The sequence below is a fragment of the Streptococcus sanguinis genome (genome assembly GCF_001078705.1).
Taxonomy (GTDB): Bacteria; Bacillota; Bacilli; order Lactobacillales; family Streptococcaceae; genus Streptococcus; species Streptococcus sanguinis_D.
On the sequence record NZ_CDMW01000001.1, the window covers coordinates 1,805,773 to 1,832,180 of the forward strand.

Sequence of the window (26,408 nt, forward strand, 5' to 3'; positions counted from 1 at the left end):
TCCTTTCACATTCTTACTTTTTATCTTCTTCAATTGCTCGCTTGAGGGCATTCCAACCCAAGGTCGCACACTTAATCCGCTGCGGGAATTTTGCAACGCCTGCTAAAAAGGCTCCATCTCCCAATTCTTTCTGGCGACTATCTTCCTGTCCCTGAACCATCTGTGAGAAAACTTCTGCCAATTCCAGGGCCTGCTCTTTTGTCTTACCTAGAACCGCATCCGTCATCATGCTGGCCGAAGCCGTTGAGATGGTACATCCGGAATTCACAAAGGCAATATCCTCAATCTGATTTTCAGCATTAAACTTGACAGACAGGCTTATAACATCGCCACAGGTCGGGTTATTGAGGACTACCTGCTCCACATCTTCCAGTTTCCCATGATGATGGGGGTGAGCCGAGTGGTCGGTCACAACCGCCTTGTAAAGACTGTCTAACTTAGAAAGCGCCATTGAAAAACTCCTTTGTCTTTTCTAAAGCATCTACCAGCTTGTCGCAATCCGCATAGGTATTGTAAACATAAAAGCTGGCTCGAACAGTCGCTGGCACCTGCAGATAGGTGAGCAGAGGCTGGGCACAATGGTGACCCGCCCGAACAGCCACTCCTTCGTAGTCCAGAGCTGTCGCGACATCATGCGGATGGAGACCATCCAGGTTAAAGGCAATCACGCCCGAACGCTGGGCCAAATCCTGAGAGCCATAAATGGTCAAACCTTCTACTGCCTGCAGCTTAGGAAATACATAGGCAATCAAGTCCTGCTCATGCTGGTCAATGGCATCCATACCCAAGTCTTCCAAATAATCAACGGCTGCCGCAAGACCGATTGCTCCTGCCATATTTGGAGTGCCAGCCTCAAACTTCCACGGGAGCTCCTTCCAGGTCGCTTCCTGCTCATAGACAAAATCAATCATTTCGCCGCCAAACTCGACTGGCGACATCTCTTCTAGCAATTCTTCCTTGCCATAGAGAACTCCGATACCAGTCGGACCTGCCATCTTATGCCCCGAAAAGGCGAAGAAGTCTACATTCAAATCCTGCACATCAATCTTCATGTGCGGAATGGATTGAGCCCCATCCACCACCAAAAGCGCTCCTTGCTGATGAACCAGCTGGGCAATCTCCTTGATGGGATTGATAACCCCGAGAACATTAGAAGCATGAGCCAGAGAGACAAACTTGGTCCGCTCATTGAGCTTGGCAAGGAAATCCTCCATATCCAGAGCACCGTCTTTGAGATAGACATAAACCAACTTGGCTCCCGTCTTTCTACAAGCCTTCTGCCAAGGAATAACATTGGAATGGTGCTCCATGATAGAAATCAGCACTTCATCACCAGGCTGCAGCCTTTCAGTCGCAAACTGAGCCACCCAATTGAGACTCGTCGTGGTTCCTCGTGTAAAGAGGACTTCTCTGCTAGAAGCTGCATTGATAAAAGAGCTAACTTTTTCTCTGGCTGCTTCATAGGATGCTGTCGCCCGCTCAGCTAGCGTATGCACACCACGATGGACATTGGCATTGTCTCTAAGATAGTAGTTTTCGATAGCTGCCAGCACCTGCTTTGGTTTCTGGGTTGTCGCCGCATTGTCCAAATAAACCAAAGGCTCATCATTAACAATTTGGTCCAAAATGGGAAAATCTTGCTTGATTGCTTCTGCATTAAATCCAGACATGAAGACTCCTATCTACTTACACAAGGGACAAGGCCCAACTTTTTATCTTTTTGCGAGAATAATATCGATATTTTCAATCATTTCATCACGGACTTCTTTAACAGGGATTTCTACAATCACTGAGCCCAAGAAGCCGCGCACGACCAAGCGTTCAGCCGTCGCCTTATCAAGACCCCGACTCATGAGGTAATACATATCCTCCGGATCAACCTGACCGATAGAAGCCGCGTGACCAGCTGTCACATCGTTTTCATCAATCAAGAGAATTGGGTTGGCATCTGAGCGAGCCTGGTCAGACAGCATGAGAACCCGGCTTTCCTGCTGGGCATCTGCTCCCTTAGCCCCTTTGATAATATGGCCGATACCATTGAAGGTCAGGGTTCCTTTTTCTAGGATAACTCCGTGCTGCAGGATATTTCCGATAGAGTTGCAGCCATAGTTAGTTACACGGGTGTCAATTCCCTGAACCTGCTTACCACTTGAAAGAGCCACCACTTTCATATCCGCATGGCTCCCCTTGCCATAGAGGTCACTATCGAAGTCAGCCACGACATTGCCTTCGTTCATAACGCCGATAGCCCAGTCAATCATAGCATCATTATCCAGCTTGCCACGGCGGCTGATATAAGCTGTGACATTTTCACCTAGGCGGTCAATAGCGGAAAACTTAATCTGAGCTCCAGCCTGAGCAATAACTTCGACAGTGATATTGGCTGTTACTGGAACAGCGCCCTCACCATAAGTTTCCAAGCGTTCCAAGTAGTTAACCTTGGAATGCTTGCCTGCGATAATCAAAATATGCTTGTTAAAAGGAACATCGCTTTCGCTGTCCTGATAAAAAATTCCTTCAATCGGCTGGTCAATCTCAACATTATCCGGCACATAAAGAACGGCACCACTGTTGAAATAAGCAGTGTGGTAAGCCGCCAATTTATCCTCGTCATACTTAACTGCGGACATAAAATGCTTCTCTACCAGCTCTGGTATCTCTTCCAAAGCTGTGTGGAAATCTGTGAAGATCACACCTTGCTCTGCTAAATCAGCCGGCAATTGCTCCAGAACAGTCTGAGTTCCCACTTGAACAAGCTTGAGATTGTCGTCTAGGGCTGTAAAGTCTGGAACACTTGTCAGCGCTTCACTCTCTGAAATATGGCCGTCACCTAGATTCCAGCGGTGGAACTTAACCCGCTCAATACGCGGCAATTCTAACTGGTCAATTTTATCAAAGGCCTGCTGGCGCAGTTGAAAGAGCCAGTCTGGCTCTGCATGTAGCTGTGAAAATTCTTGAATCAATTCTTTAGTCATGTCATTCTCCTATCTTTTATCAAAGTCAAAAGAATGTTTGACTAGGCTTCTTCGGTATAGGTGAAGCCCAACTCTTCAGCCAATTTAGCATAGCCTTCTTTCTCCAAGCGGACTGCCAATTCTGGACCGCCAGAAAGAACGACTTTACCATCCATCATGACATGCACCACATCTGGACTGATATAGTTGAGCAGACGTTGGTAGTGGGTGATAATCATAGCCCCAAAGCCTTCACCACGCATAGCATTGACCCCTTTAGATACGACCTTGAGAGCATCGATATCCAGACCTGAGTCAATCTCATCCAAGAGTGCAAAAGTCGGCTCCAGCATGAGCAACTGCAGGATTTCATTGCGCTTCTTTTCACCACCGGAGAAACCTTCATTAAGGTAGCGCTCAGCCATTTCTTCTTTCATGTTGAGCAGTTCCATCTTTTCATCCAGCTTCATGATAAAGTCGCGGACAGAGATTTTTTCCTCGTCTTCTTTGCCAGCATTCATAGCTGCACGTAGAAACTCTGCATTAGTAATACCAGGAATTTCACTAGGGTACTGCATAGCTAGGAAGAGTCCCATGCGAGCACGCTCATCTACTTCCAATTCTAAGATATTGACTCCATCAAAAAGCACCTCTCCTTGAGTCACTTCGTAGTTAGGATTGCCCATGATAGCTGCAGACAAGGTGGACTTCCCTGTTCCATTCGGGCCCATAATAGCTGCAACCTCTCCTGTTTTCAGAGTGAGATTCACCCCTTTGAGAATTTTTTTCCCTTCGATTTCAACATGAAGATCTTTGATTTCTAAGACAGACATTTCTTTTTCCTTTCTTTGCTTAGCTGATTTACACACTTTAGTATACCAAAAAAAAGCCCAAAAGGCTTTTATTTTGTTTAGAGCTATTCTTATTTATTCCGCTTTTGACGCCATTTCCGCCGAACTTCCTCTCGGTAGGAGGAATTCCCAATAAAGCGGAGAATATTGAGCAAAGGAGTACGATTAGGCCCCAAAACTCCGACCAGCTCAGCAAAGAGATCAACACCCAGAAGTAAGCCAATCATCAAGAGCACGCCCCCAATTCGACTGGAAACATTTAGTAAGAGAGAAATCATAGCAAAGACCAGTGAAATCCCATAGATAACCAACACTGTTCCTCGATGAGTCAATCCCAAGGACAAGAGCCTATGGTGGAGATGGTGCTTGTCAGGTGTGTAGAATTTCTGACCAGACAGAGTACGGCGGATAATCGCCAGAAAAGTATCCGTAATCGGTACTCCTAAGATAATCATAGGAGTCACCACCGCAACAGCTGTCGCATTTTTTAGCCCTTGCAAGGACAAGACGGCAATCATAAAGCCGATGAAGAGAGCCCCCGTATCACCAAGATAGATGATAGCAGGGTGGTAATTGTAAGGGAAAAAGCCCGCAATTGACAAGACCAAGACGAAAATTGTCAGGGTCAAAAAGAGATTATGTTGGGGCAAAAAGAAGTAAGAAACAATCCCCATCGTCACCAAGGAGATGATGGACACCCCGCTCACCAGACCATCCAGACCGTCAATCAAATTAACCGCATTGGTGATGGAAATAATCCACACCACTGTCAAAATATAGGACAGCCAAGGCTCAAAATGCAGGAAAGGTCCGCCAAAAGGAAGCTTAAAATCATCCAATCGGAAATCAGTCAGCCACCAGATTAGACTGGCTGCTAGAACAATTCCCCCCATTTTCAGCATGGGCGACAACTCTTTGATATCATCGATCAGCCCTGTAAAGGCAATAATCAAACCACCTAGTACAACCGGCCAAACATAAGCAAAATAGGTCTGTCCAAAAAAATCTACAGCAACAATCTGCGGCATCAAGAGCAGAGTAGAGATAGAAAAGGCCGCTACAATCGCCAGCCCGCCACTGCTAGGCATGGGCTTTTTATTTATGCGGCGAGCATTGGGATAATCTACCGCACCAATCTTAAAGGCTAGGAGCCGAACCAAGGGTGTTAGAATCACCCCAATAAAAAAAGTTCCCAGCAATACCAAGATAAACTTTAAAGGAAAAGTAATCATAGGCATTCAACCTTCTGCAGGCCGGAGACGGCATCTGTCACCAAAAGCAGATGACCGTGCTCCTGCAGCACCGCCCGAGTGATATCTGAATCATCTGCGAATTCACGCATCTTAGCCAAAAGCCAAGCTGGATAGCGCTCTGGGAAGCCCTCAACATCCACCAAAATCGTCAAATAATAAGCAGAATCATACTTATAAAGTTCTGATAAGTCAATCTTATAGTCCACCGTCTGGGCAAAAGCCGCAGCAGCCTTAATATCTTCAAATCGCAGGATGTAGTAAATGTAACGCTCTGCATTTTCATCCGACTGCTCATCAGCCGCCTCCTGAGAAAGTTGCTCCCTTTCCTCTGCTTCGGCTGTTTCCAAAGATTGGACTGCTTCTATGTCTTCCTTACTCTTTTCAAAAATGCTCTTTTCCAATGTCTTGAGGAATTCATCTGGAGACATATGAGACAGCTCATCCATGTCTGGCAGATCTGCCAAATCCTCAAAACTCAGATTCTTATCCAATTTAGACTTGGTAACAAAAACATCCACCTTATCCGGCTTAGGCGTCACACGGAAACTCAGCATACCGCTGTCCAAAAAATTATCCGGCATTTCCAACTCATCTAAGATGGTATAGAAAAACTCCTCTGTCTTTTCTTGGGGGACCAAGAAATCGGCCATTTCCATGCCGCGCTCTTCCAAATCTTCCAACTGAATCGTGATTTTTATGGTCGAATCACTAATCTGTTTCATTTCCATATCTCTACCTCATACACTTCTAGTCCTACTATTATACTAAAAAATCCCCCGCATTTCAAAAAATAGCTAGTATTGCTCTGAAAATGGATCTTACAAGAAAAAAACTCTCAGAAAATTCCGAGAGCTTCTTATTTTACTACATTGGATAGTCAGGGGAACATTAAAATTGCTCCTTTTACCCGATCAAAGCTTTGATTGCTGCATAAACCAGAAGCACACCGCCTAGGCCAATCCGGTATTTCCCAAAAGCGGTAAAGTCATGCTTTTTGACGTAGTCTATCAGGAAACGAATCACGACTAGACTGACACCGAAGGCCACCCCCATGGCAACTAAGAGCAAGAAAATTTGCCCAAATCCTAGACTGTTCCCATTCTTGATAAATTTGAGAATTTTCCAGCCACTAGCGCCAAACATAATGGGAATCCCCAGATAGAAAGTGAACTCTGTCACGACAGAACGACTGACACCATTCAAGAGACCGCCGACAATGGTGGCACCAGAACGGCTAGTCCCAGGAAAGAGAGCCAAAACCTGAAAGAGACCAATCTGCAAGGCTGTCTTGTAAGGAAGCTTCGCCAAATCTGTCACAGCAGATTCCTCTTGTTCGCGCCTTTCCAGATAGATAAAAGCCGCCCCATAGACAATCAGCATCACTGACACAGAGACCAGATTGTAGAAATGCGCTTCAAACCAATCATCCAAGAATAAGCCGATAACAGCAGCCGGCAAGGCTGCCACGACGACCTTGGCCCAAAGCTGCCAGGTCTTTTGAACCTGACGTGCTGACTTACCTAGTTTAAAAGGGTTAAGCTTGTCAAAATAGAAAACGACAACCGCCAAAATAGCTCCTAGCTGGATAACGACATTAAACATTTCCATAAAGGCTGGACTTTGATTTTTATACTGGATAAAGTCTTGAATCAAAATCAAGTGACCTGTACTGGAAATCGGCAGCCATTCTGTGATTCCTTCGATGATACCGTAAATAATAGAGATGAAAATTTCAATGATAAACATAGAATACTCCTGAAAGAAGGGTTTACTCAAGGAAAATCACATTTAAATTCCCAAAGAGTATTAGGTCTTATTATATCACAATTTCAAGGCTAGGAAAAGCCAGTACTAAGACTTTTCCGGATAGGAAAGGGCTTGTCTATTAGAAAGCTCCACCGCCTCCGCCACCTCCGCCACCGGAGAACCCACCACCTGAACTTCCGCCAGATGAGACGGAGAAATTGCTGGCTGTGGTGGCTACATGGCCGTAGTTTGAGAAACTGTGCATACTGCTATAGAAGGCATAGTGCAAGTTAGCCTGAACATAGCTGTCCATAGATGGATTTTGCAAGCGAATCTGACGCAGAGCCATGACACGGCTGACACGATCTGCATAGCCAAAGAGGGTCGCATAGACCAAGAGACGGTTCCAAAGGATAATACCTTCGATTTCCGTCTTGTCCAGATGAGCAATATCTCGCAACATATTGGAAAAACTTCTCCACAGAAAGAAGTCGTGCGCGCCCTTGTCATTCAGGACGCCATCTCGCCAATAAAGCTGTGCCTTACTAGCAAAAATCAAAATCAAGACAAGACTCACCAGCGCCAAAGGAATATAATACCAGATAAAGCCGCCAAAAGAAGCCATATAGATAAAGAAAACAGCGATAGACGCTACCAAAACAGCACTAGCTAGAATAATGGCAGTAATCAGCAATATCTTTTCCTGAACTTTAAGAGGCCGGTAATGACCAAAGAGACCCAAACGCTTGCCTTCAGAGCGCACTTCTTTAGATAAGGAGCGCAAACTGTTGGTAAATAAGGACTTAACATTGCTACCGATGTTGCGGATATAGGACTCATCCGCAGAAGACTTGTGCTTATAAAGATCTTCTGAAATTTGATAGGCTGAAAAGAGATCTTTCACCCTAGCTTGGGATTGCTTATTAAAAGCCATGCCCAAAAAACGTCTCTCAAAGTCTGCCAGCCCATCATAAGTCGCTATTTGCAGAACAGGATTTTCAGCATCCCCCTGCAGAAGGAGATTGCCCCTATCCAGCAAGTCTAACAAAGTCGCCTGAACCATGTTTTCAAAGTTCAGCACCGCCTTGCCGCCCCTAGTTGGGTTGACATCCTCCATGTCTACCGCGTAAATATTTTCCGCTAAGACAAGAGGAGCCAAGTCCTGAGGAGCCTCATATAGACGGGCATTCTTGGGATAAGACTGCTTAGGCTTGATTTTCTGGGCAAAGACAAAATAAAGAATAGCCGCTATAAGGATGGCACATAGGAGCAGCAAGGGCATATAAATCTCTCCCAGTTGCCGGTAAAAGACCGTCCTGCGGGCAATCTTTTCTTCTTGAGCTTTAAAGGTTGGCAAGTAGTCGCTCTCGTCTTCATTCTGGGACACAAGAGAAACCGCTTGTCGATCCCAATAGCCGTGGAGCTCGACATTATCGCCCGAGCCAATTCCATTGATTTTGACCAGATAGTCAGTACCATCCTTATCCACGAAAGGCTGGGTACCAAAGTAGCCACTATGAGCAAAGAGTTCGCTCTTATCTGGATTGCTCAAGCCAGAAACCGTCAAAACGACCTCCCCTATCCCCTGGTCCCAGTCGCTGATAGGAGTCCAGTTGAGCTCAGCAATATCCCTGTGAAGAAAAAGGAGATTTCTCAACTGCCAGGTCACAGTGACAACAACTCTGTCACCATCGTAGCCTGAATTATAGATTTTGACCTCATAACCATCGCCCAAATCTTTGATTTCTGGTCTAAAGTCCACATCAGTCTCACCATTGGTCTGAATCGAGACCGTCGGATTCCCATCAATAGCAAAGCCATTGGGCATCTTTCCAGCAGAGCCCAGCGAAACAATCTGACCATTATAGTCGTCATTAAACTTGTAGGTCACTTTCTCTGTGTAGGTAGCTGTATTGTCCTCACGCAAGGCCAGATTGCCTTGATAGGATTCAATATCATAGTCAACAGCCGAGACAACCCGACCAAAACAAAGGCAGGAAAATAAAACCAACAGAAGATAAAAATATCGCTTCATATTCAACCTCTCTTTACAGATATTTTGTTCTATTATATCATTTTTATCAAGTAAGGGCTTACTAGGATTGAAAAGAACGGTAATTTTCGATAGAATAGGAAGAACTATTATTAGATAAGCAGGAGAAACCCATGAAGAAATTATTACTCACTTTATTTACAGCCCTCCTGGTCGCCTTGGGAACGGTCCGTGTTATTCAGGCCGATGACTACCTGAGAATCGGTATGGAGGCAGCCTACGCTCCCTTCAACTGGACTCAGGATAATGATTCCAACGGTGCTGTAAAAATCGAAGGCACCAACCAATATGCCAACGGATACGATGTGCAGATTGCCAAAAAAATTGCACAAGAGATGGGAAAAGAACCTCTGGTTGTCAAGACTTCCTGGAATGGCTTGATTCCTGCTCTGACTTCCGGCAAAATTGACATGATTATTGCGGGTATGAGTCCAACTGCCGAGCGGAAAAAGGAAATCGCCTTTTCCAACAGTTACTACACCAGTGAGCCAGTTCTCCTAGTTCGTAAAGATGGAAAATATGCATCCGCTAAGACTCTAGAAGACTTCAAAGACGCCAAAATCACCTCCCAGCAAGGAGTTTACCTCTACAATCTCATTGACCAGCTGCCTGGTGCAAAAAAAGAAACAGCTATGGGCGATTTTGCTCAGATGCGTCAAGCCTTGGAATCTGGGGTTATTGATGGCTATATCTCTGAGCGGCCAGAAGCCTTGACTGCTGAGACTGCCAACTCCAACTTCAAAATGATTCAGTTTGAGAAAGGCTTTGAAGTCGGCGAAGAAGATGCTTCCATTGCTATTGGAATGCGTAAGGATGACGACCGTATCGAGCAGGCTAATGTTGCTATCGCTAAGATTACTACCAATGACCAAGTCAAGCTAATGGATGAGATGATTCAGAAACAGCCTGTTGATACGGATAGTGAAGCAGCTAAGGAATCATTCTTCAGTCAAGTAGCTAAGATTCTAGCTGAAAACTGGCCGCAATTCCTACGCGGAGCTGGTTTGACCTTGCTCATTTCGATAACAGGTACCATCGCAGGCCTCATCATCGGACTGCTGATTGGCGTTTATCGGACGGCACCGGCTTCTAAGAATAAACTCCTAGCATCACTGCAAAAAATCTTCGGCTGGTTCTTAAATGTCTATATTGAGATTTTCCGCGGAACTCCCATGATTGTTCAGTCCATGGTTATCTACTACGGAACAGCTCAGGCATTCGGAATTTCTATCGATCGGACTATCGCTGCGATTTTCATCGTCTCCATCAATACCGGAGCTTATATGAGCGAGATTGTCCGCGGCGGTATCTTTGCCGTTGATAAGGGGCAATTCGAGGCCGCAACAGCACTGGGGATGACACATGGTCAGACCATGCGCAAGATTGTTCTGCCTCAGATCGTCCGCAATATTCTGCCCGCAACTGGTAACGAATTTGTCATCAATATTAAGGATACATCCGTGTTGAACGTTATCTCGGTGGTTGAGCTTTATTTCTCTGGAAATACCATTGCTACCCAGACTTACCAGTACTTCCAAACCTTTACTATCATCGCTGTAATCTACTTTGTCCTGACATTCAGCGTGACACGCATCCTGCGCTATGTTGAAAAACGCTTCGACACAGACAACTACACGACAGGTGCCAATCAAATGCAGACAGGAGAAGTGAAATCATGACAGAAACCATTTTAGAAATTAAAAACCTCAAAAAGTCCTACGGTGAAAACCAAGTCCTCAAGGACATCTCCCTCACCGTTCATAAAGGAGAAGTGATTTCCATCATCGGCAGCTCCGGGAGCGGAAAGTCAACCTTCCTGCGTTCCATTAACCTTCTGGAAACGCCAACCGGCGGTCAGATTTTCTACCGCGGTAAGAATGTCTTGGCAGAGAACTATGATCTGACCCATTATCGTGAAAAACTGGGCATGGTCTTTCAGTCTTTCAATCTCTTCGAAAATCTTAATGTCCTGGAAAATACCATCGTCGCTCAGACAACCGTCCTAAAAAAAGAACGGTCAGAAGCCGAGAAAATTGCCAAAGAAAACCTCAACAAGGTTGGCATGGGCGAGCAATACTGGCAGGCCAAGCCTAAGCAGCTCTCAGGCGGTCAGAAGCAGCGGGTCGCTATTGCCCGCGCCCTCTCCATGAATCCTGATGCCATCCTCTTTGACGAGCCGACTTCAGCTCTCGACCCTGAAATGGTTGGTGAAGTTCTGAAAATCATGAAAGAACTGGCTCAGGAAGGGTTGACAATGATTGTCGTAACCCACGAGATGGAATTTGCACGTGATGTCTCCAGCCGTGTCATCTTTATGGACAAGGGCGTCATTGCTGAAGCTGGCAGCCCACAGGATATCTTCACCAATCCAAAAGAAGAAAGAACCAAAGAATTTCTGCAGCGCTTCCTCAGCTAAATTACTTCTATTTTCAAAAGCAAAAAGGAATCTGGAACTAAATCCAGATTCCTTTTTTTATTTAATGAGCAATATCAGTTGCACAATTTTGAAGTTTAGTCTTCAAATTTTTCATGGTTTTTGTCGTAGAAATCAATCAAGCCAAGAGCTGTTTCAAAAGAGATATTTTTCACTTTTGCACGTCCTTGAGCAAGAGCAATGATAGACATTTCACGTGCATTTGTTTCTTTACTAATACGGTAACCAGTGATCTTCTTATCACGTACCCAACTAACAACAGATTCTACTTTCTCGAAATTAGATTTAGCCATTTCTTACTCCTCTCTATTCTAGCTACATCAACTACTATAATTGTTTTTATACAGTTTGTCAACTTAAACAAACCAAATTCGAACAAATTAAATAATTCTGAATTTTCTTTACTTAGCTTTGAGGGCTGAAAGTATCTGAGTCCGAATACTTTCGACACCTTCTGGATTTGCTGGAAGGAAGATAGTATTATTACCCGAACTATCTGCAAAATTATTCAGCGTATCCAGGTACTGGTTGGTCAAAAGAATAGACATAATCTGCTCTTCTGTCAACTCAATATTGGCGCCCTTCAATTCCTTGATAGAGTCTGCCAAACCATCCACAATGGCTTTCCGCTGCTCGGCAATACCAACACCATGCAGGCGGTCTTTCTCAGCTTCTGCAGAAGCAGCTGTCACAATCTTAATCTTATCCGCTTCGGCTAATTCCTGAGCAGCCACACGCTTACGCTGCGCTGCATTGATTTCGTTCATAGACTGTTTAACTTCAGCGTCTGGCTCAACCTTGGTAATCAAGGTTTTGACAATGATATAACCATAGGTCGACATTTCTTCAGCTACCTGCTTTTGGACTTCTAGGGCAATTTCGTCTTTCTTTTCAAAGAGCTCGTCCAAGGTCAGTTTTGGAACGGAAGAACGAAGGGCATCTTCGATATAGGACTTAATCTGAGCTTCAGGACGCATAAGTTTGTAATAAGCATCAATCACATTGTTCTCATTTACGCGATACTGTGTCGCAACATTCATAGTTACGAAAACATTATCCTGCGTCTTAGTCTCAACGATAATCTCGCTCTGCAGCAAACGCAGCTGGACGCGAGCCGCTATCTTGTCAATCCCTAAAGGAAGACGGAAATTGATACCGCTGCTGCTGGTTTTGTGGTATCGTCCAAAACGCTCAATAATTGCCACGGATTGCTGACGAACCACATAGACTGCACTAAGCATCAAGAATACAAAGATTATAATCAATATGATAAAGAAAAATGGAATAAAAAACATGTTCAAGCCTCCTTGATTCACTATAGTATATTCTAACATATTTAATTTGCAGTTTCAAACGAAAGCATACAAATTAGGCTAAAATATCTTTACAATTAGACAAGCATATTGTAGAGTGTTTCATTTCCGTTCAGATTGATAAAGGAGGGATCGAACTGCTCAACACGGTTAATCAAAGAAGCATAATCATGCTTATCTGCCAGAGCAATACCAATCAGGACGGGACCCGTTCCCTTGCTTGCCCGTTTGATATATTCAAAACGAGTGATGTCGTCATTAGGCCCTAAAATGTCATTTACGAATTCACGCAGGGCACCAGGACGCTGCGGGAAGTTAACCACGAAATAGTGCTTAATCCCATCGTAAATAAGTGCCCGCTCTTCCATCTCTGGCATACGGTTGATGTCATTATTCCCACCTGAGATAATGCAACAGATGGTCTTCCCCTTGATATACTCACTCAGGACTTCCAAAGCTGCGATACTGGCAGCACCAGCTGGCTCTGCGACAATCCCTTGCTTAGAGTATAGGTCAATGATGGTCTCTGAAATAAGCCCTTCGTCTACACCGATAAGATTTTGAACATTCTTTTGTGTGACCTCATAGGTTGATGCACCGACTTTCTGGACTGCGATACCGTCCGCAAATTTATCAATTTCTTTAAGCTTAACTGGACCACCTGCTTCAAAAGCTGCTTTCATACTGCGGGCGCCATTGGCTTCCACACCAATGACTTCGATAGCTGGCTGACTTTCTTTGATATAGGTTGAGACTCCTGATATCAGGCCGCCGCCTCCAACTGGTACCAAAACTGCATCAAAAGTAATAGCTTCTCTCTTGGCCTCATCTAAGATTTCATAGGCTACAGTCCCTTGACCCGCTTGGACATCTTCATTATCAAAAGGATCGATAAAGGTGCGGTTTTCAGATTTAGTATAGTCAAGCGCTGCCTTGGCCGAAGCATCAAAGGTATCTCCAACCAGCTTGATGTCTACAAATTGACCGCCAAAGAAGCGAACCTGACCAATCTTCTGCTGAGGGGTCGTGATGGGCATAAAAATGGTTGCTGGAATTTTCATTTCCTTACAAGTATAAGCCACTCCTTGGGCGTGATTGCCCGCAGAAGCACAGACAACCCCACGCTGGCGCTCCTCTTCGCTAAGTTGAGAAATAGCGTAATAAGCCCCACGGAGTTTAAAAGAGCGCACCCGCTGCATATTTTCTTTCTTCAGGTAAATCTTAGCCTGGTACTTCTCTGACAAATAATGGTCGTAGTCAAGCGGTGTATTGACAACCACATCTTTTAACACTTTATGAGCATGCGTGATATCTTTTGCTCTGAGCATGTTTCTTCCTTCCCTGTTCTTTCAGTTTATTCTCTATCAAGCAAAACAAGGGGCTGGGAATTCGCATTCCAACCCCTAATGTCTTATCTGCTCTTTATCTTAATTGTAAATCTTGAAGGCATCGTCGTCGTTTTTACCAACGAATGGCATTGCTTTACGCAATTCTGCACCGACTTTTTCAATCTCCAGATTAGCAGCTTGCTCACGGAAAGCAGTGAGTTTCGGACGGCCAGCTTTATAGTCGTCAACGAAGTCGTTAGCAAATTTACCGTTTTGGATATCAGCCAAGACTGCCTTCATGTTTTCTTTGACTTGCTCAGTAATCACGCGCGGACCAGATACATAATCACCATATTCAGCTGTATTTGAGATAGATTGGCGCATCTTCTTGAAGCCACCTTCATAGATCAAGTCCACAATCAGTTTCATTTCGTGCAGCACTTCAAAGTAAGCCAATTCTGGCGCATAGCCTGCTTCAGTCAGCACTTCAAATCCTGCTTCAATCAGGGCAGTCAAACCACCGCAGAGAACAGCCTGTTCACCAAAGAGATCTTCTTCAGTTTCTTCTTTATAAGTTGTTTCAAGCAAACCAACACGAGCTGAACCAACACCTTTACACCAGTCCATTGCGATGTCTTTGGCATTTCCAGTAGCGTCTTGGTAAACTGCATAGAGAGCTGGCACACCAAAGCCTTCTTCGAAAGTACGGCGAACCAAGTGACCAGGGCCTTTCGGTGCACACATGAAGACATCTACATCAGCAGGAACTTTGATAAATTCAAAATGGATGTTGAAACCATGAGCAAACCCAACAGCATTGCCAGCTTCCAAGTTTGGAGCGATTTCTGCTTCATAGAGATCTTGTTGGATTTCATCTGGAGCCAAAATCATGATAACATCAGCCAATTTAGCTGCTTCTGCTACTGTATAAGTATCAAAGCCGTCTTCTTTAGCCTTATCAAATGACTTACCAGGACGAACACCGATAATCACATCGTGGCCTGTATCACGCAAGTTTTGCGCATGGGCATGACCTTGTGAACCATAGCCGATTACGGCAATTTTCTTACCATCAAGTGCTGCTACTTTCACATCTTTTTCGTATTCCATTGTTACTGCCATAAGTTTTACTCTCTTTTCTATTTTTATTGCCTGTTAGGCGGTTTTAACAAATTAAAGGTTTGATTTAATCTCGGGTAAAGCCTGTCGCTCCAGTCCGAGCAATATTTTTGATACCATACGGGCGGATAACCCGAAGCAGAGCCTCACTCTTCTCCGCGTCACCAGTCATCTGAACGGTAATAGAGCTAGGTGCCACATCCACAACTGTCGCCCGGAATGGCTGGATAATAGACAGAATCTCTGCCCGCTTATCAGCTGGAGCCGAGACCTTAACCAGTATCACTTCACGCTCCAAGTGAGGGCGGTCTGTGATATCTCGAACCCGAATCACATCAATCTGACGATTGAGCTGCTTGATAATCTGCTCAACCTCTGCTAATGAAGCCACATCAATGATGATGGTAATACGGGATACTTCCGGATTTTCCGTCGTTCCGACTGAGATACTCTCAATATTAACCTGACGTCTGGAAAGGACACCCGTGAAGCGGTTTAGAACACCCGAACGGTTTTGAAGTTTAGCTGTCAACATTCTACGCATGGAACTTCACCCCCAACATCTCATGATTGCTCTTGCCGGCCGGCACCATTGGAAGAACATGCTCCTTGCGAGAAATATCCACCTCAATAAACATTGGTATATCTTCCTTTAAGGCTTCCAAATCCTGGACAATAGTCTCCGGATCGTCAAATTTATAGGATTTAACACCATAGGCCTGAGCCATGAGCTGGAAATCTGGCAAAGTTTCAAAGACTGACTCAGAGGTACGACCATCATAGAAAGCTTCCTGCCACTGGCGCACCATGCCTAACGAATGATTGTTAAGCATGATGACCTTAATCGGAATCTTATAGATATTGAGAATAGCCATCTCTTGGTTTGTCATCTGATAGCCACCATCTCCGACAAAGAGTACGACTTCCTTATCCGGATTGGCAATCTTAGCTCCAATCGCTGCAGGTACACCGAAGCCCATGGTTCCTAGACCACCAGACGTTACCAGTTGACGCTCGTTTTTATAAGGATAATATTGGGCGGCCCACATCTGGTGCTGACCGACGTCTGTTACAACGATGGCATCACCCTTGGTCAGCTCACCCACGCGCTCAATGACAGCCTGAGGCTGTACGACACGTTCTTTCTTATCATATGAGCGGACCCGCTCCTTATCCTGCGTTACTTTTTCAATCCACTTACTGGTATTGTTATGCACCTGCTCTTCATTCAACAGCATCTGCAGGGCTTTCTTAGCATCCCCTACGATAGGGATGTCCACACTGATAATCTTTCCAATTTCCGCTGGGTCAATATCAATATGTGCTACTTTAGCGTTCTTGGCAAAGGTTTTCGGATTACCAGTCAGACGGTCATCAAAGCGGCAACCGATACTAATCATAAAGTCGGCCTCAGTCATGGCAATATTGGCCGCAAAAGAACCGTGCATCCCACCCATACCTAAGAACAAAGGATGGTCTGTCGCAATAGTCCCCTGACCCAACAAGGTAGTGACTACTGGAATCTGATACCGCTCCGCCAAAGCAACCAGCTCCTCTGCTGCCTCGGCATAACTAATACCACCTCCTGAAAGCAGAACCGGCTTTTTAGCCTTAGAGATTTGTTTGATAATCTTCTTAATCTGCAATTCATTAGGCTCAATAGTCGGCTGATAGCTCGGCAAATGCAACTTGCTGTCATAGATAAAGTCCGTTTCCAAAGCCGAGACATCCTTAGGCAAATCAATAACGACCGGTCCAGGACGACCTGTCGTCGCAATGTGAATAGCTTCTGTAATAATACGCGGGATTTCTGCCGTCTCCCGGACCTGATAATTATACTTGGTTATAGGAGTCGTAATCCCAACAATATCCGCTTCCTGAAACGCATCTTTACCGATTCCAGCCTTGGCCACCTGACCAGTAAAGACTAAAAGGGGGACGCTATCACTCATGGCATCGGCAATACCGGTAATGGCATTAGTCGCTCCCGGACCGCTGGTCACAACTGCAACTCCGATTTTCCCAGTAGACTTAGCATAGCCTTCTGCTTCGTGAACACAGCCTTGCTCATGGCGGCCTAGGATGTGACAGATGCCTTCAAAACTATAAATAGCATCATAAAGCGGCAGTACAGCGCCGCCGGGATAGCCAAAAATCGTATCAACACCAAGATTTTTCAAGGTTTCTAAAACAAGCTCCGAACCTGTCTTAGAAGTTTCTAATTTGATTTTCTCCATTCTTCCCCTTTCATTTATTTACAATTTTCTAAAAATTCAAAAAGCTTTCTACTATGATAACATTTTTGAAAAAAATTGCAAGCCACTAGTTAATTTTTTTCTTGATTTTTTATCTAAATCCGAATGTTTTTCAAACAAAAGATAAAAAGCCAGAACTATGTCTATAGTCCTGACCTTTCATTAGAATTATTAGCTCTCAAATGTTCCGTTTATGGGAAAGCTACCGCTCCTCATTTTTTCTACAAAACTGAGTATGCCAGCTATAACCAGCCTTTCTCTTGCCCGATTCGGACTGCTTCTGTTCGGTTTTCAGCATCTAGCTTGGTCAAAATAGCAGACATGTAGTTACGAACCGTTCCATTTGATAGGAAGAGTTTTTCAGCAATTTCTTTATTGGACAGGCCATTCGCTGCTGCTTGTAGGACTAGCCTCTCCTGCTGAGAGAGAGGGTTCCTGCTGGTCATCAGTACCTCCATCAATTCTGGCGAATATTCCTTTTGCCCAGCTAGAACGGTGTGGATGGTCTTCATCAAATCCGCAATGCTACGCTCTTTGAGCACATAAGCATCTACATCTGCCTTAACAGCTCGCTCAAAGTAGCCCGGCCGCTTGAAGGTTGTGACGATGATGACCTTGATGTTGTGTCGATTGGCCTTGACCCATTCGAGAACGTCTAGACCGGTCTGGTGGGGCATTTCCACGTCCAAAATAGCTACATCAACAGTTTCTGAGCTAAGACAGTCAATAGCCTTCTGCCCATCTGCGGCCTGATAGACTTCTTCGACATCTGGCTGCAGCTGCAAGAGCTGAGCTAAGGCATCTCTCAGCATACTTTGATCTTCTGCTAACAAAAGTTTCATGCTTCCTTCCCTCCGTACGGCAATTCAATCCGAATCCACGTTGGATCTTGGCTGCTAAGAATCTCAAGCCTTCCTGACAAGGCAGACAGTCGCTCTCGAATACTATGCAACTCCCGACCAGTCAGCTTTTGAAAACCACAACCATCATCCTGAATGTCCAAAACAAGCTTTTCGTCTTTCTTTACCAAAGAAAAATTACTCTTTTTAGCCTTGGCATGCTTAATGATATTGGTCGCCGCCTCCAGTAAGATCATACTAATCGTCGACTGCTGACTCGGTGGGATACTGGCAACATTGAGTTGGTTATCTATTTTTACCTGAACGCCGCTCATCTCCAGTATGGCACGAATGGTCACTAGTTCCTCGTCCAGAGTCCGATTCTTTAGATCGTTAATAATCCGCCGAACATCAGCCATGGACTTCTTACTAATCTCTTGCACTTCCTGCAGTTCTTTTGCTGCCTTGTCATAGGCTTCCATCTGCAAAAACTGCTGAGCCAGCTCCGCCTTAACACTGAGCATAGCAAAGGTGTGTCCTAGACTATCATGTAAGTCTCGACCAATCCGATTGCGCTCATTTTCCGCCAGGAAAAGATTCAGCTGGGCATTTTGCTTGACCTTTTCTTCCTTGATTCGCTCTGTCGTTTGAATCCGATAAAGACCAAAAGTCAAACCATCCGAAAAGAGAAAGATTACAATATAGGAAAGCAGCTCTGCTGGACCAACATTGCCCATCAAATAATTAGTCAGCACAATAGCAGGCTGCAAGGCGAGAAAGGTCAAAAAACGCCAGGATTTAAAAGAAATATCATCCAGTTCGTAAATAAGAAGATTGGATAGATAAAAAATATACCAGGTAAAACCTGTATTCAGCCAGACAGAACCATAATATATGTAAGCAATCAAGAGCCACCAAGAAAAAAACTGGATAAGGCGATGGTTACTTAACAAGACCGCATAGTAAGCCGCAACAAAAATAGCTGTCCAGAGCAAGACGAAAAGCGGGTATTCCCCGCTAATCACTCCCGCAACTGGAAAGATGATAAAGACCAGCGCAATATGAAACATATAGTGGACATGTTTAATTTTTTCCCACATGGTTTTATTTTACCTCAATTCGCTTTTTGAGTTGCAGCACAAGAATGCTGACCAAAACCGTATAAATCAGAACAATCAAAGCGGCTTTGCCATTGAACTGATGGTGTTCTAGATAAGAAGACACGACTTGCATCAGTTGATAACTTGGCGTCAACTTACCGATTGGCTGGAGCCATTTTGGAAACATAGTCAGAGGAAACCATAGACCGCCCAGAACAGCCAGTGCCATATAGACGATATTTCCCACTACAGACATGAGCTGAGCACTTGGCAAGAGACTGACCAATACCCCCATGGCAATAAAGACCACACTTCCTACCAGAAGGATCAAGGCAATAAGAAGCCAGTCCACCATTGGCAGATTAACCCCGCGAACAAAATGCCCAATCGAGAAGACTACGATGATAGAAAGCATAAAAGTCAACAGCGTACTGCAAAGTTTCGATATATAATATTTTACCATAGAAATCGGCGAGTGCTGAATCATTTTTTGCCAATTATTATTTTTATCAGATTGCAAAGTGCTTGGAATGCTAAAGAAAGCACTAGACATGATACTAAAAAGAGTCATAGAGAATAGGTAGCCTCGAAGCACATGTTCAGGCGTATCACTTCCAGACATCATTCCTGAGAAAATCAGGTAAAAGACGCTGGGCAGACCAATAGACAAGAGATAATAAGCAGCCTGCCGCTTCATCAAAATCAACTCAATCTTCATAAGACTTGCCATATTTTTCATGATTACTCTCCTATTCTTGTGTCGTTTCAAAAATACTATCCAAGAGGGTACGGTTACGTACTTCAATCTCTTCGATTGTACAGCCGTTTTCCTGCAGGACCTGCCAGACCTGTCCAGCATCTCTAGTAGCAAAAGATAAAGCCTTTTGCTTGATTTCTAAATCAGTCACATTATCCAGCTTTTCCAGCACAGACTGATAAGTCAGCGGCAAGGTAAAGTGTTTTTCCTGCTCCTCACTGCGCATGGCATAAGGCGTTGTATCCCGAATCAGCTCACCCTTATGCAGCACCAAAATCCGGTCTGCCGTATGCTCAACTTCTTCGATATAGTGCGAAGAATAAACGATGGTCACTCCCTGCTGCTTGAGCTGATTAACAATTTCCCAGAAATGCTGACGAGTGGAGGTGTCCATAGCTGAAGTCGGTTCGTCCAAGAAGAGAATCTTAGGACGGCCAATCAGACTCAGAACAAAAGAGAAGAGACGCTTTTGTCCACCAGACAGCTTGCTGGCCAACTGATTCTTTTGCTTGTCTGTAAATTGCAGCAAGTCATCAACTTCTTGATTGGACAAACTATTTGGATAAATAGCTTGGAAGAAAGTCAAGAGTTCCTTGACCTTCAAATCCTCCACCACTGTATTTTCCTGTGGTAAAATCGCTACAGACTGCTTGAGATGATTGTCAGTTGGTTTGAGTCCCTGAATCCTTGCTTCACCCGCTGTCAGAAACTTATCGCCCAGCAAACAATCCATGAGAGTCGTTTTCCCAGCTCCGTTAGGACCAATCAAGGCCACACAGTCACCTTGGGAGATTTCAAACGAAATATCCTTTAAAATCTCCTTGCCGCGAATGCTTTTAGAAAGCTTCTTTACTTCAATCAGTTCCATTTTGCTCCTCCTTTGATCTGATAACCGCGTCTGCGTCTGTCCTTTGTTTTTTTGTAATCATCCAAGCCTAGGGCTGGAAGAAAAACAAAGACCAAATGCTTTTTGAATTCTTACAGCAACCTTTTATCGTTTTGTTAACTATATTATAAGGCAAAGAAATTTTTCCTACTAGTTGATTTTGTCACCGACTCACATGACAAATGTCACTATTCCGCTTTTTGAACCCAAAGCTAGCAAATATTGGAATAATCTATTTATATCCCTTCTGCATGAAGACACAAAAAAAGCCGATCACCCTCGTTGAGAGGAGCCGACTAGTTGTATGTCTGTTGCAATTTAGATAGAAACTGGAATTAGAGCAGCCTAATCTAAAAATTTTTTCAATAAATTAACTACTTAATTTATAAGATGAGAGACCAACCGTTTTTAAATTTTAGCTCTGCCCCTCTTCTTTGAGACCGTTGAGCTTCAGACTCAGAATAAACATCTCAGGTGTGCTTTCCTTAATATCCTTAAGACCCAAATCTTGGAAGAAAGAATTCTTTTCCATCTCCTCAACATTCGCTTTCTGCAGGTCAATTTCAATCAAGGTTTGCAATTTCTTCTCTGCTGTAACTGAATAATCAATATTAACACCTTCCAGATTCTTAGCTGCTACAAAGTTTGGATCGGACTGGACCCCTTCCCGAATGATAGCCGTCATTTCCTCTGGAGTCAAGGTAGCTGAAGCTGCACTAGCTTCTTCTGGCAAGGAAGTGAGCAATTCCATCCGAAGATTCAAGATTTTCTTACCCTGATAGGTAATCGTATCGCGATGATGGATTTCTTGAATGTCTCCAACCAAGGTTTTAGAGACAATCTCTGTACTTTCAGAAGAAGAACTAGATGACTCGCTGGAGCTAGAGCTGGTTTTGTTCCGCTTAGAAGAAGCTGCTGATTCAGAAGAATGTCTAGGACGATGCTTGCTGAAGTTAGGAAACACACAGCCCGTCAAGAGTACCGAAGCAGAGATAACAAGAATGAAAAATTTTTTCATAGTTCACCTTTTTTACTTTTTATTTGTTACAGTATAACATAATACCAGTTTCTTGTCTAAATATTTTCTATAAAATGACAAAAGGCAACCTTTCGATTGCCTTTTTAAGCTATTCAACACTAAAAATATATGGATAAACCGGCTGACTGCCCTGATGAATTTCTACTTCTACATCCTCGAATTGTTCCATCAAATCTTGAGCAAGACTGCTAGCCAACTCTTCGCTGCCGTCTTCACCGATATAGATAGAGACAATCTCACTGTCTTCATTCAGCATCTTGCTGAACGTTTCTTTCAAAGTTGCCAGCATATCTGGATTAGAAACAACAATCTTACCATCCACCATACCGAGGTTGTCATTCTCATGAATTTCCAAGCCATCAATCGTCGTATCGCGAACCGCAGTCGTCACGCTGCCGCTGACTACTTCTGACAAGGCTGCAGTCATACGCTCTTGGTTTTCCTCAATAGTCTTTCCGCCATCAAAAGCTAGGAGACTGGTCAAACCTTGAGGGATTGTGCGAGTCTCAATAACAGCTGCTGGCTGTTCAATCACTTCTGCTGCTGATTGAGCTGCCATGAAGATGTTTTTATTGTTTGGCAAAATAATAATATTACGAGCATTGACTTGCTCCACAGCTTTGATGAAGTCTTCCGTTGATGGGTTCATAGTTTGCCCGCCAGAGATGATGTAGTCAACTCCCTGAGCCTTAAAGATTTCAGCCAGACCATCACCAGCCACCACAGCGATAATCGCATACTCTTTCTCTTGAGCCGGCTTAGCTGAGCGCTCTTCCTTTTCAACCTGCGCTTCGTGCTGGTTGCGCATATTGTCAACCTTGACCTTGACCAAACTACCATACTTGAGACCTTCCTGCATAACCAGTCCTGGATCTTCAGTATGGACATGGACTTTGACGATTTCGTCATCGTTGACTACCAACAGGGAATCTCCCAAATCGTTGAGGTAGTTGCGGAACTCATCATAATCAAAATCTTTTACATAGGTTGGTCCTGTTTTAAGAGCCACCATGATTTCTGTACAATAACCGTAAGTGATGTCCTCTGTTGCCACATGGCCAGCTACAGACTTATGATGCTCAGCATTGATCATCTCAGACATGGTCGCAGGTGTCGCGACAAAGTCCTCAGAAGCGATATATTCGCCTGTAAGAGCAGACAAGAAGCCTTCGTAGATAAAGACCAGCCCTTGTCCGCCAGAATCCACAACACCGACTTCTTTCAGAACCGGAAGCATATCGGGTGTCTTAGCCAGAGCAGTCTTGGCTCCCTCAAGAGCCGCTTTCATAACTTCTACAGCGTCATTAGTGACTTCAGCTTTCTTCTTGGCTCCGATCGCCGCACCGCGGGAAACAGTCAAAATCGTTCCCTCAACCGGCTTCATAACAGCCTTGTAAGCCACTTCTACACCAGACTGAAAGGCCAGAGCTAGATCTTCACCAGTCAGCTCTTCATGCTCTTTCACGCTTTGAGAAAAACCGCGGAAAAGCTGGGAAGTGATAACTCCTGAGTTACCACGCGCTCCCATTAAAAGGCCTTTCGCAAAGATACCTGCCGCTTCGCCAACTGTTGAAGCAGACTTATCTGACACTTCCTTGGCACCATTTTCAATAGTCATACCCATGTTGGTCCCTGTATCTCCGTCTGGAACTGGGAAGACATTCAAAGAGTTTACATATTCAGCCTGTTTATTTAAGCGAGTTGATGCTGCCTGCACCATTTCTTGGAATAAACTAGTAGTAATATTTGCCACGATTATTCTCCTACGACTTTAATATTTTGGATATAAACATTCACTGCATGGGCAGTAATTCCGAGCTTGTTTTCCAAACTGAATTTAACACGCTCTTGGATATTTTTGGAAACTTCGCTGATTTTGACTCCATAGCTTAACACAGTGTAGACATCAACTGCGATATCACCTTCATCAGTCGCTTTCACAACCACGCCCTTAGCATAGTTTTCTTTTCCTAAAAGGGCTTGAAAATTATCCTTGATTGCATTTTTGCTGGCCATGCCAACTACACCAAAAATTTCAGTCGCTGCACCGCCGACGATTGTCGCAATCACATCATCAGTCAGTTCAATTTGACCATCTTTTGTATTAATTTTCACAGTCATAATTTGTACCTCAAAAGTATTTTATAGTTTATTCTACCATATTTTATACAGGGTGTAAAAGAGGAAGGGTCTAAATCAACTGTCTAGGCGGAAATTTCAAAGCAAAAAAAGGACGGAAAATTCCATCCTTTTTAAATAAAGATTAAACGCGTTCAACTTTACCTGATTTAAGGGCACGAGCTGAAGCCCAAACTTTTTTAGGTTTACCGTCAATCAAAACAGTAACTTTTTGAAGATTTGGTTTAACAGCGCGTTTTGTTTGGTTCATCGCGTGAGAGCGGTTGTTTCCTGATACAGTCTTACGACCAGTAAAGTAACATACTTTAGCCATTATCGTATTTCCTCCTATTAGATCTAATATTACGGATGTGCTAGCACCACATACTTTCCTATATTACCAAAAAACTTGACGTTTGACAAGTACATTTGTCTAAACTTTCGAAATTAATCCGTTTTCTTAAACATAGCTAATCTTCAAAGAGCCGAAAGCCACGTTGCCTTTGACATAGAGAGTTTTTCTCTTTTCATTGACATTGCGAGGATTGTAGACAGAGCCAAAGGCATTATCTACATCCAGCTCTACACGCCAGTCACTGGGCACATAAAGCATCACACTGCCAAAAGACAGATCCACTTCAAAAGTTGCTGAGTCCCCTTCGATAGTCGCATTATCAAAATAAACCGATGCACTGCCAAAAGCACAGTCTAACTCTTCATAGGTGAAGTTATCTGAGTTGATATAGCGCGTACCACTGCCAAAAGCAATATCATCTTTTGAGGAAGAAGAGGCAGTTGAGAAGATACGCCCCTTAAAAATGCGCTGGGGCTTGAAAATCATATTGAGACCGATGCAAGCCAGAATACCACCCAAAACTAAGGTTCCTGTTGAAATGGCTAAAAAGTGGTAAACGGCATTGGCAATAATCAGCGCAATAACTGCCATAATCAGCCCAGTGCCAAAGTCTCTTTCTAAGAAATTTTCCAAGGCGAAATAGGCAAACATTGCAACTACTAGCATGGGCCAAATATTAAAATTGAAAGCAGGAATCCCAAAATTCCCCTGTAGCAGGACCCAAGCTGCCAAGACTAGAAAGCCGATTCCAAAAATTGTTTTTTTCATGATAATTACCTCACTTCACTTAACTTTTCTTTTACTAACTGATAATAGTGCCTAGACACATGCACCTGTTTATGGGTATTGTAAAACTGGACGGTACTTGTTCCTGAAAAGGACTTGTCCAAAGCATAGATAGCCTTGATATTGGCAATGGTAGACTTAGAAATCCGACAGAAATAACGGGGCAGAATCTCTTCTAACTCATAGAGTTTTAGTTTGACCTCATAAGCATCATTGCGGGCATGGGCAAAAATCTTGCTGCCGTCCGTCTCAAAGAAGAGAATGTCCGCTAAATCAAGAAAGTACTCACTGCTTTCCTTATAGAAAAGAATGGATGGAGTCGCCGTTTCTTCTAGAGCTTCCTGAATACGCTGAATCCGCTCATCCAGCCGCGAAACTTTTATCACCATTTCTGTTTCATCCAAACTCTGATCTAATTCAATCCGAATGTTCATACGCTCTCCTTTCCATCTGCTTATCTTTATTATAACAAGAAACTCCCGAGAAACAAGGCCTTTTCAGTAAGTGGTCAATTTTGACAGGTAAGTGGTTTATAAGAGATGATAGAAAGTATATTTACACCAGACAACAAAAATTTCTAGCATAAGCAAAGAAAAAAGAAGCCTTTAAGCTTCCAAATTAAAATGCCGATTGCAGGGATCGAACCTGTGACCTACGCGTTACGAGTGCGTTGCTCTACCAACTGAGCTAAATCGGCGCCTTTTCCCCTTTATTTTAGCATCTTGAGTTTTTTTGTCAAGGGAAAATTTCACAACTTTTTAACCCAAATCAAACAAGGGTTGCTTTTATCCCAAAGTTCAGGAAAGATTTCTAACTTTTTAAAGCCCCGAGCCTGATAGAAAGCGTTAGTCCTGTCGTAAGTAGGATAATGACCTGGTGCTACCGTTTTTACCTGCAGATAGGATGCTTTTTGACGAGCAGATTTTTCTAAAACTCCTAGAAGTTGACTGCCAATTCCTGCTCTATGATAGAATTTCTTAACAGCTAGACAGTCAATCTCAGCACAATCTTCACTAGAGTATGATAAGCTTACAAAGCCAGCCAAATCATTCTCCTGATAGGCAGCCCAAACTTGCAAATCCGTAGCTCCTTCAATGTAAGCTTGTGTACTTTCAGGTATTCCAAACCATTCTGGTAGATCCTTCAAAACTTCGCTAACCACTATCATCTTTTGTTTTTCTTCCTTCACTTCTTCAATTACCATCATCTTAAAACCCTTTCT

General features: G+C 43.8%; 27 protein-coding genes and 1 tRNA gene. 2 read left to right on the plus strand and 26 right to left on the minus strand.

Features of this window, described 5'->3' with window-relative positions:
* Nucleotides 1–13 precede the first annotated feature (13 nt).
* The 8 genes from sufU to SSV_RS09145 form a co-directional block, all read right to left on the minus strand.
* Nucleotides 14–451: a Fe-S cluster assembly sulfur transfer protein SufU gene (gene sufU, locus SSV_RS09110; RefSeq protein ID WP_002902442.1), complete on the minus strand. Its 438-nt coding sequence runs from the start codon at nucleotides 449–451 to the stop codon at nucleotides 14–16.
* Nucleotides 438–1,670 carry a cysteine desulfurase gene (locus tag SSV_RS09115; RefSeq protein WP_072074542.1) on the minus strand — a complete coding sequence of 411 codons (1,233 nt, stop codon included), beginning with the start codon at nucleotides 1,668–1,670 and terminating at the stop codon, nucleotides 438–440. The genes sufU and SSV_RS09115 overlap by 14 nt, the downstream gene beginning before the upstream one ends.
* A 42-nt stretch (nucleotides 1,671–1,712) precedes the next feature.
* Nucleotides 1,713–2,975 (minus strand): Fe-S cluster assembly protein SufD, encoded by a 1,263-nt coding sequence (sufD, locus tag SSV_RS09120; protein ID WP_072074543.1) that lies wholly within the window; start codon nucleotides 2,973–2,975, stop codon nucleotides 1,713–1,715.
* Nucleotides 2,976–3,016: 41 nt separating this feature from the next.
* A complete protein-coding gene (sufC, locus tag SSV_RS09125) occupies nucleotides 3,017–3,787 on the minus strand; it encodes a Fe-S cluster assembly ATPase SufC (RefSeq protein WP_072074544.1) in 771 nt (256 codons plus the stop codon).
* An 89-nt stretch (nucleotides 3,788–3,876) separates the two neighbouring features.
* Nucleotides 3,877–5,043 (minus strand): glycosyltransferase family 4 protein, encoded by a 1,167-nt coding sequence (locus SSV_RS09130; protein WP_072074545.1) that lies wholly within the window; start codon nucleotides 5,041–5,043, stop codon nucleotides 3,877–3,879.
* A complete protein-coding gene (mecA, locus tag SSV_RS09135) occupies nucleotides 5,034–5,786 on the minus strand; it encodes an adaptor protein MecA (RefSeq protein WP_072074546.1) in 753 nt (250 codons plus the stop codon). The genes SSV_RS09130 and mecA overlap by 10 nt, the downstream gene beginning before the upstream one ends.
* Before the next feature lie 175 nt (nucleotides 5,787–5,961).
* A complete protein-coding gene (locus SSV_RS09140) occupies nucleotides 5,962–6,804 on the minus strand; it encodes an undecaprenyl-diphosphate phosphatase (protein ID WP_072074547.1) in 843 nt (280 codons plus the stop codon).
* A 139-nt stretch (nucleotides 6,805–6,943) separates the two neighbouring features.
* A complete protein-coding gene (locus tag SSV_RS09145; protein ID WP_072074548.1) occupies nucleotides 6,944–8,839 on the minus strand; it encodes a DUF2207 domain-containing protein in 1,896 nt (631 codons plus the stop codon).
* 131 nt (nucleotides 8,840–8,970) lie between these two features.
* Here SSV_RS09145 and SSV_RS09150 point away from each other — a divergent pair, with 131 nt between their 5' ends.
* Together SSV_RS09150 and SSV_RS09155 are read left to right on the plus strand one after the other, a co-directional pair.
* Nucleotides 8,971–10,536 (plus strand): ABC transporter substrate-binding protein/permease, encoded by a 1,566-nt coding sequence (locus SSV_RS09150; RefSeq protein ID WP_072074549.1) that lies wholly within the window; start codon nucleotides 8,971–8,973, stop codon nucleotides 10,534–10,536.
* Nucleotides 10,533–11,273 carry an amino acid ABC transporter ATP-binding protein gene (locus SSV_RS09155; RefSeq protein ID WP_072074550.1) on the plus strand — a complete coding sequence of 247 codons (741 nt, stop codon included), beginning with the start codon at nucleotides 10,533–10,535 and terminating at the stop codon, nucleotides 11,271–11,273. Before SSV_RS09150 ends, SSV_RS09155 begins: the two co-directional genes overlap by 4 nt.
* A 95-nt stretch (nucleotides 11,274–11,368) precedes the next feature.
* Here SSV_RS09155 and SSV_RS09160 read toward each other — a convergent pair whose 3' ends face one another.
* The 18 genes from SSV_RS09160 to SSV_RS09245 form a co-directional block, all read right to left on the minus strand.
* The gene (locus SSV_RS09160; RefSeq protein WP_002893653.1) at nucleotides 11,369–11,584 is read right to left on the minus strand and encodes a capsule biosynthesis transcriptional regulator; all 216 of its coding nucleotides are present in this window, start codon (nucleotides 11,582–11,584) and stop codon (nucleotides 11,369–11,371) included.
* A 108-nt stretch (nucleotides 11,585–11,692) separates the two neighbouring features.
* Nucleotides 11,693–12,625 carry an SPFH domain-containing protein gene (locus SSV_RS09165; RefSeq protein WP_002927673.1) on the minus strand — a complete coding sequence of 311 codons (933 nt, stop codon included), beginning with the start codon at nucleotides 12,623–12,625 and terminating at the stop codon, nucleotides 11,693–11,695.
* Between the two features lie 56 nt (nucleotides 12,626–12,681).
* On the minus strand, nucleotides 12,682–13,932 hold the full coding sequence (ilvA, locus tag SSV_RS09170; protein WP_072074551.1) for a threonine ammonia-lyase IlvA: 1,251 nt from the start codon (nucleotides 13,930–13,932) through the stop codon (nucleotides 12,682–12,684).
* Nucleotides 13,933–14,031: 99 nt separating this feature from the next.
* Nucleotides 14,032–15,054: a ketol-acid reductoisomerase gene (gene ilvC / locus SSV_RS09175; RefSeq protein ID WP_072074552.1), complete on the minus strand. Its 1,023-nt coding sequence runs from the start codon at nucleotides 15,052–15,054 to the stop codon at nucleotides 14,032–14,034.
* 64 nt (nucleotides 15,055–15,118) lie between these two features.
* Entirely contained in the window at nucleotides 15,119–15,595 is a 477-nt protein-coding gene (ilvN, locus tag SSV_RS09180) for an acetolactate synthase small subunit (protein ID WP_002898887.1), read from the minus strand.
* The gene (locus tag SSV_RS09185; RefSeq protein ID WP_072074553.1) at nucleotides 15,588–17,288 is read right to left on the minus strand and encodes an acetolactate synthase large subunit; all 1,701 of its coding nucleotides are present in this window, start codon (nucleotides 17,286–17,288) and stop codon (nucleotides 15,588–15,590) included. The genes ilvN and SSV_RS09185 overlap by 8 nt, the downstream gene beginning before the upstream one ends.
* Nucleotides 17,289–17,548: 260 nt before the next feature.
* Nucleotides 17,549–18,148 carry a response regulator transcription factor gene (locus SSV_RS09190; protein ID WP_072074554.1) on the minus strand — a complete coding sequence of 200 codons (600 nt, stop codon included), beginning with the start codon at nucleotides 18,146–18,148 and terminating at the stop codon, nucleotides 17,549–17,551.
* On the minus strand, nucleotides 18,145–19,245 hold the full coding sequence (locus tag SSV_RS09195) for a sensor histidine kinase (protein ID WP_072074555.1): 1,101 nt from the start codon (nucleotides 19,243–19,245) through the stop codon (nucleotides 18,145–18,147). The genes SSV_RS09190 and SSV_RS09195 overlap by 4 nt, the downstream gene beginning before the upstream one ends.
* 4 nt (nucleotides 19,246–19,249) lie before the next feature.
* The gene (locus SSV_RS09200; protein WP_002908839.1) at nucleotides 19,250–19,984 is read right to left on the minus strand and encodes an ABC transporter permease; all 735 of its coding nucleotides are present in this window, start codon (nucleotides 19,982–19,984) and stop codon (nucleotides 19,250–19,252) included.
* Nucleotides 19,985–19,994: 10 nt separating this feature from the next.
* Entirely contained in the window at nucleotides 19,995–20,870 is an 876-nt protein-coding gene (locus tag SSV_RS09205; protein ID WP_072074556.1) for an ABC transporter ATP-binding protein, read from the minus strand.
* A 433-nt stretch (nucleotides 20,871–21,303) separates the two neighbouring features.
* Entirely contained in the window at nucleotides 21,304–21,906 is a 603-nt protein-coding gene (locus tag SSV_RS09210; protein WP_072074557.1) for an SP0191 family lipoprotein, read from the minus strand.
* 109 nt (nucleotides 21,907–22,015) lie between these two features.
* A complete protein-coding gene (locus SSV_RS09215) occupies nucleotides 22,016–23,680 on the minus strand; it encodes a DAK2 domain-containing protein (RefSeq protein ID WP_072074558.1) in 1,665 nt (554 codons plus the stop codon).
* Nucleotides 23,681–23,682: 2 nt separating this feature from the next.
* On the minus strand, nucleotides 23,683–24,048 hold the full coding sequence (locus SSV_RS09220) for an Asp23/Gls24 family envelope stress response protein (protein ID WP_002893676.1): 366 nt from the start codon (nucleotides 24,046–24,048) through the stop codon (nucleotides 23,683–23,685).
* A gap of 142 nt (nucleotides 24,049–24,190) precedes the next feature.
* Nucleotides 24,191–24,379 carry a 50S ribosomal protein L28 gene (gene rpmB / locus SSV_RS09225; protein WP_001140948.1) on the minus strand — a complete coding sequence of 63 codons (189 nt, stop codon included), beginning with the start codon at nucleotides 24,377–24,379 and terminating at the stop codon, nucleotides 24,191–24,193.
* 126 nt (nucleotides 24,380–24,505) lie between these two features.
* Nucleotides 24,506–25,168, minus strand: a complete 663-nt coding sequence (locus tag SSV_RS09230; protein ID WP_072074559.1) for a LiaF transmembrane domain-containing protein — start codon at nucleotides 25,166–25,168, stop codon at nucleotides 24,506–24,508.
* Nucleotides 25,169–25,173: 5 nt separating this feature from the next.
* Complete coding sequence (locus tag SSV_RS09235) at nucleotides 25,174–25,620, minus strand: LytTR family DNA-binding domain-containing protein (RefSeq protein ID WP_002893678.1); 447 nt, start codon at nucleotides 25,618–25,620, stop codon at nucleotides 25,174–25,176.
* A 190-nt stretch (nucleotides 25,621–25,810) separates the two neighbouring features.
* Nucleotides 25,811–25,883, minus strand: a tRNA-Thr gene (locus tag SSV_RS09240).
* Nucleotides 25,884–25,934: 51 nt separating this feature from the next.
* Nucleotides 25,935–26,393 (minus strand): GNAT family N-acetyltransferase, encoded by a 459-nt coding sequence (locus SSV_RS09245; RefSeq protein ID WP_072074560.1) that lies wholly within the window; start codon nucleotides 26,391–26,393, stop codon nucleotides 25,935–25,937.
* Nucleotides 26,394–26,408: the final 15 nt, after the last annotated feature.

Coding starts and splice junctions, on each gene's coding strand:
- sufU (WP_002902442.1), bottom strand. CDS start 451: ATGGCGCTTTCTAAGTTAGACAGTCTTTACAAGGCGGTTGTGACCGAC.
- SSV_RS09115 (WP_072074542.1), bottom strand. CDS start 1,670: ATGTCTGGATTTAATGCAGAAGCAATCAAGCAAGATTTTCCCATTTTG.
- sufD (WP_072074543.1), bottom strand. CDS start 2,975: ATGACTAAAGAATTGATTCAAGAATTTTCACAGCTACATGCAGAGCCA.
- sufC (WP_072074544.1), bottom strand. CDS start 3,787: ATGTCTGTCTTAGAAATCAAAGATCTTCATGTTGAAATCGAAGGGAAA.
- SSV_RS09130 (WP_072074545.1), bottom strand. CDS start 5,043: ATGCCTATGATTACTTTTCCTTTAAAGTTTATCTTGGTATTGCTGGGA.
- mecA (WP_072074546.1), bottom strand. CDS start 5,786: ATGGAAATGAAACAGATTAGTGATTCGACCATAAAAATCACGATTCAG.
- SSV_RS09140 (WP_072074547.1), bottom strand. CDS start 6,804: ATGTTTATCATTGAAATTTTCATCTCTATTATTTACGGTATCATCGAA.
- SSV_RS09145 (WP_072074548.1), bottom strand. CDS start 8,839: ATGAAGCGATATTTTTATCTTCTGTTGGTTTTATTTTCCTGCCTTTGT.
- SSV_RS09150 (WP_072074549.1), top strand. CDS start 8,971: ATGAAGAAATTATTACTCACTTTATTTACAGCCCTCCTGGTCGCCTTG.
- SSV_RS09155 (WP_072074550.1), top strand. CDS start 10,533: ATGACAGAAACCATTTTAGAAATTAAAAACCTCAAAAAGTCCTACGGT.
- SSV_RS09160 (WP_002893653.1), bottom strand. CDS start 11,584: ATGGCTAAATCTAATTTCGAGAAAGTAGAATCTGTTGTTAGTTGGGTA.
- SSV_RS09165 (WP_002927673.1), bottom strand. CDS start 12,625: ATGTTAGAATATACTATAGTGAATCAAGGAGGCTTGAACATGTTTTTT.
- ilvA (WP_072074551.1), bottom strand. CDS start 13,932: ATGCTCAGAGCAAAAGATATCACGCATGCTCATAAAGTGTTAAAAGAT.
- ilvC (WP_072074552.1), bottom strand. CDS start 15,054: ATGGCAGTAACAATGGAATACGAAAAAGATGTGAAAGTAGCAGCACTT.
- ilvN (WP_002898887.1), bottom strand. CDS start 15,595: ATGCGTAGAATGTTGACAGCTAAACTTCAAAACCGTTCGGGTGTTCTA.
- SSV_RS09185 (WP_072074553.1), bottom strand. CDS start 17,288: ATGGAGAAAATCAAATTAGAAACTTCTAAGACAGGTTCGGAGCTTGTT.
- SSV_RS09190 (WP_072074554.1), bottom strand. CDS start 18,148: ATGAAACTTTTGTTAGCAGAAGATCAAAGTATGCTGAGAGATGCCTTA.
- SSV_RS09195 (WP_072074555.1), bottom strand. CDS start 19,245: ATGTGGGAAAAAATTAAACATGTCCACTATATGTTTCATATTGCGCTG.
- SSV_RS09200 (WP_002908839.1), bottom strand. CDS start 19,984: ATGAAAAATATGGCAAGTCTTATGAAGATTGAGTTGATTTTGATGAAG.
- SSV_RS09205 (WP_072074556.1), bottom strand. CDS start 20,870: ATGGAACTGATTGAAGTAAAGAAGCTTTCTAAAAGCATTCGCGGCAAG.
- SSV_RS09210 (WP_072074557.1), bottom strand. CDS start 21,906: ATGAAAAAATTTTTCATTCTTGTTATCTCTGCTTCGGTACTCTTGACG.
- SSV_RS09220 (WP_002893676.1), bottom strand. CDS start 24,048: ATGACTGTGAAAATTAATACAAAAGATGGTCAAATTGAACTGACTGAT.
- rpmB (WP_001140948.1), bottom strand. CDS start 24,379: ATGGCTAAAGTATGTTACTTTACTGGTCGTAAGACTGTATCAGGAAAC.
- SSV_RS09230 (WP_072074559.1), bottom strand. CDS start 25,168: ATGAAAAAAACAATTTTTGGAATCGGCTTTCTAGTCTTGGCAGCTTGG.
- SSV_RS09235 (WP_002893678.1), bottom strand. CDS start 25,620: ATGAACATTCGGATTGAATTAGATCAGAGTTTGGATGAAACAGAAATG.
- SSV_RS09245 (WP_072074560.1), bottom strand. CDS start 26,393: ATGATGGTAATTGAAGAAGTGAAGGAAGAAAAACAAAAGATGATAGTG.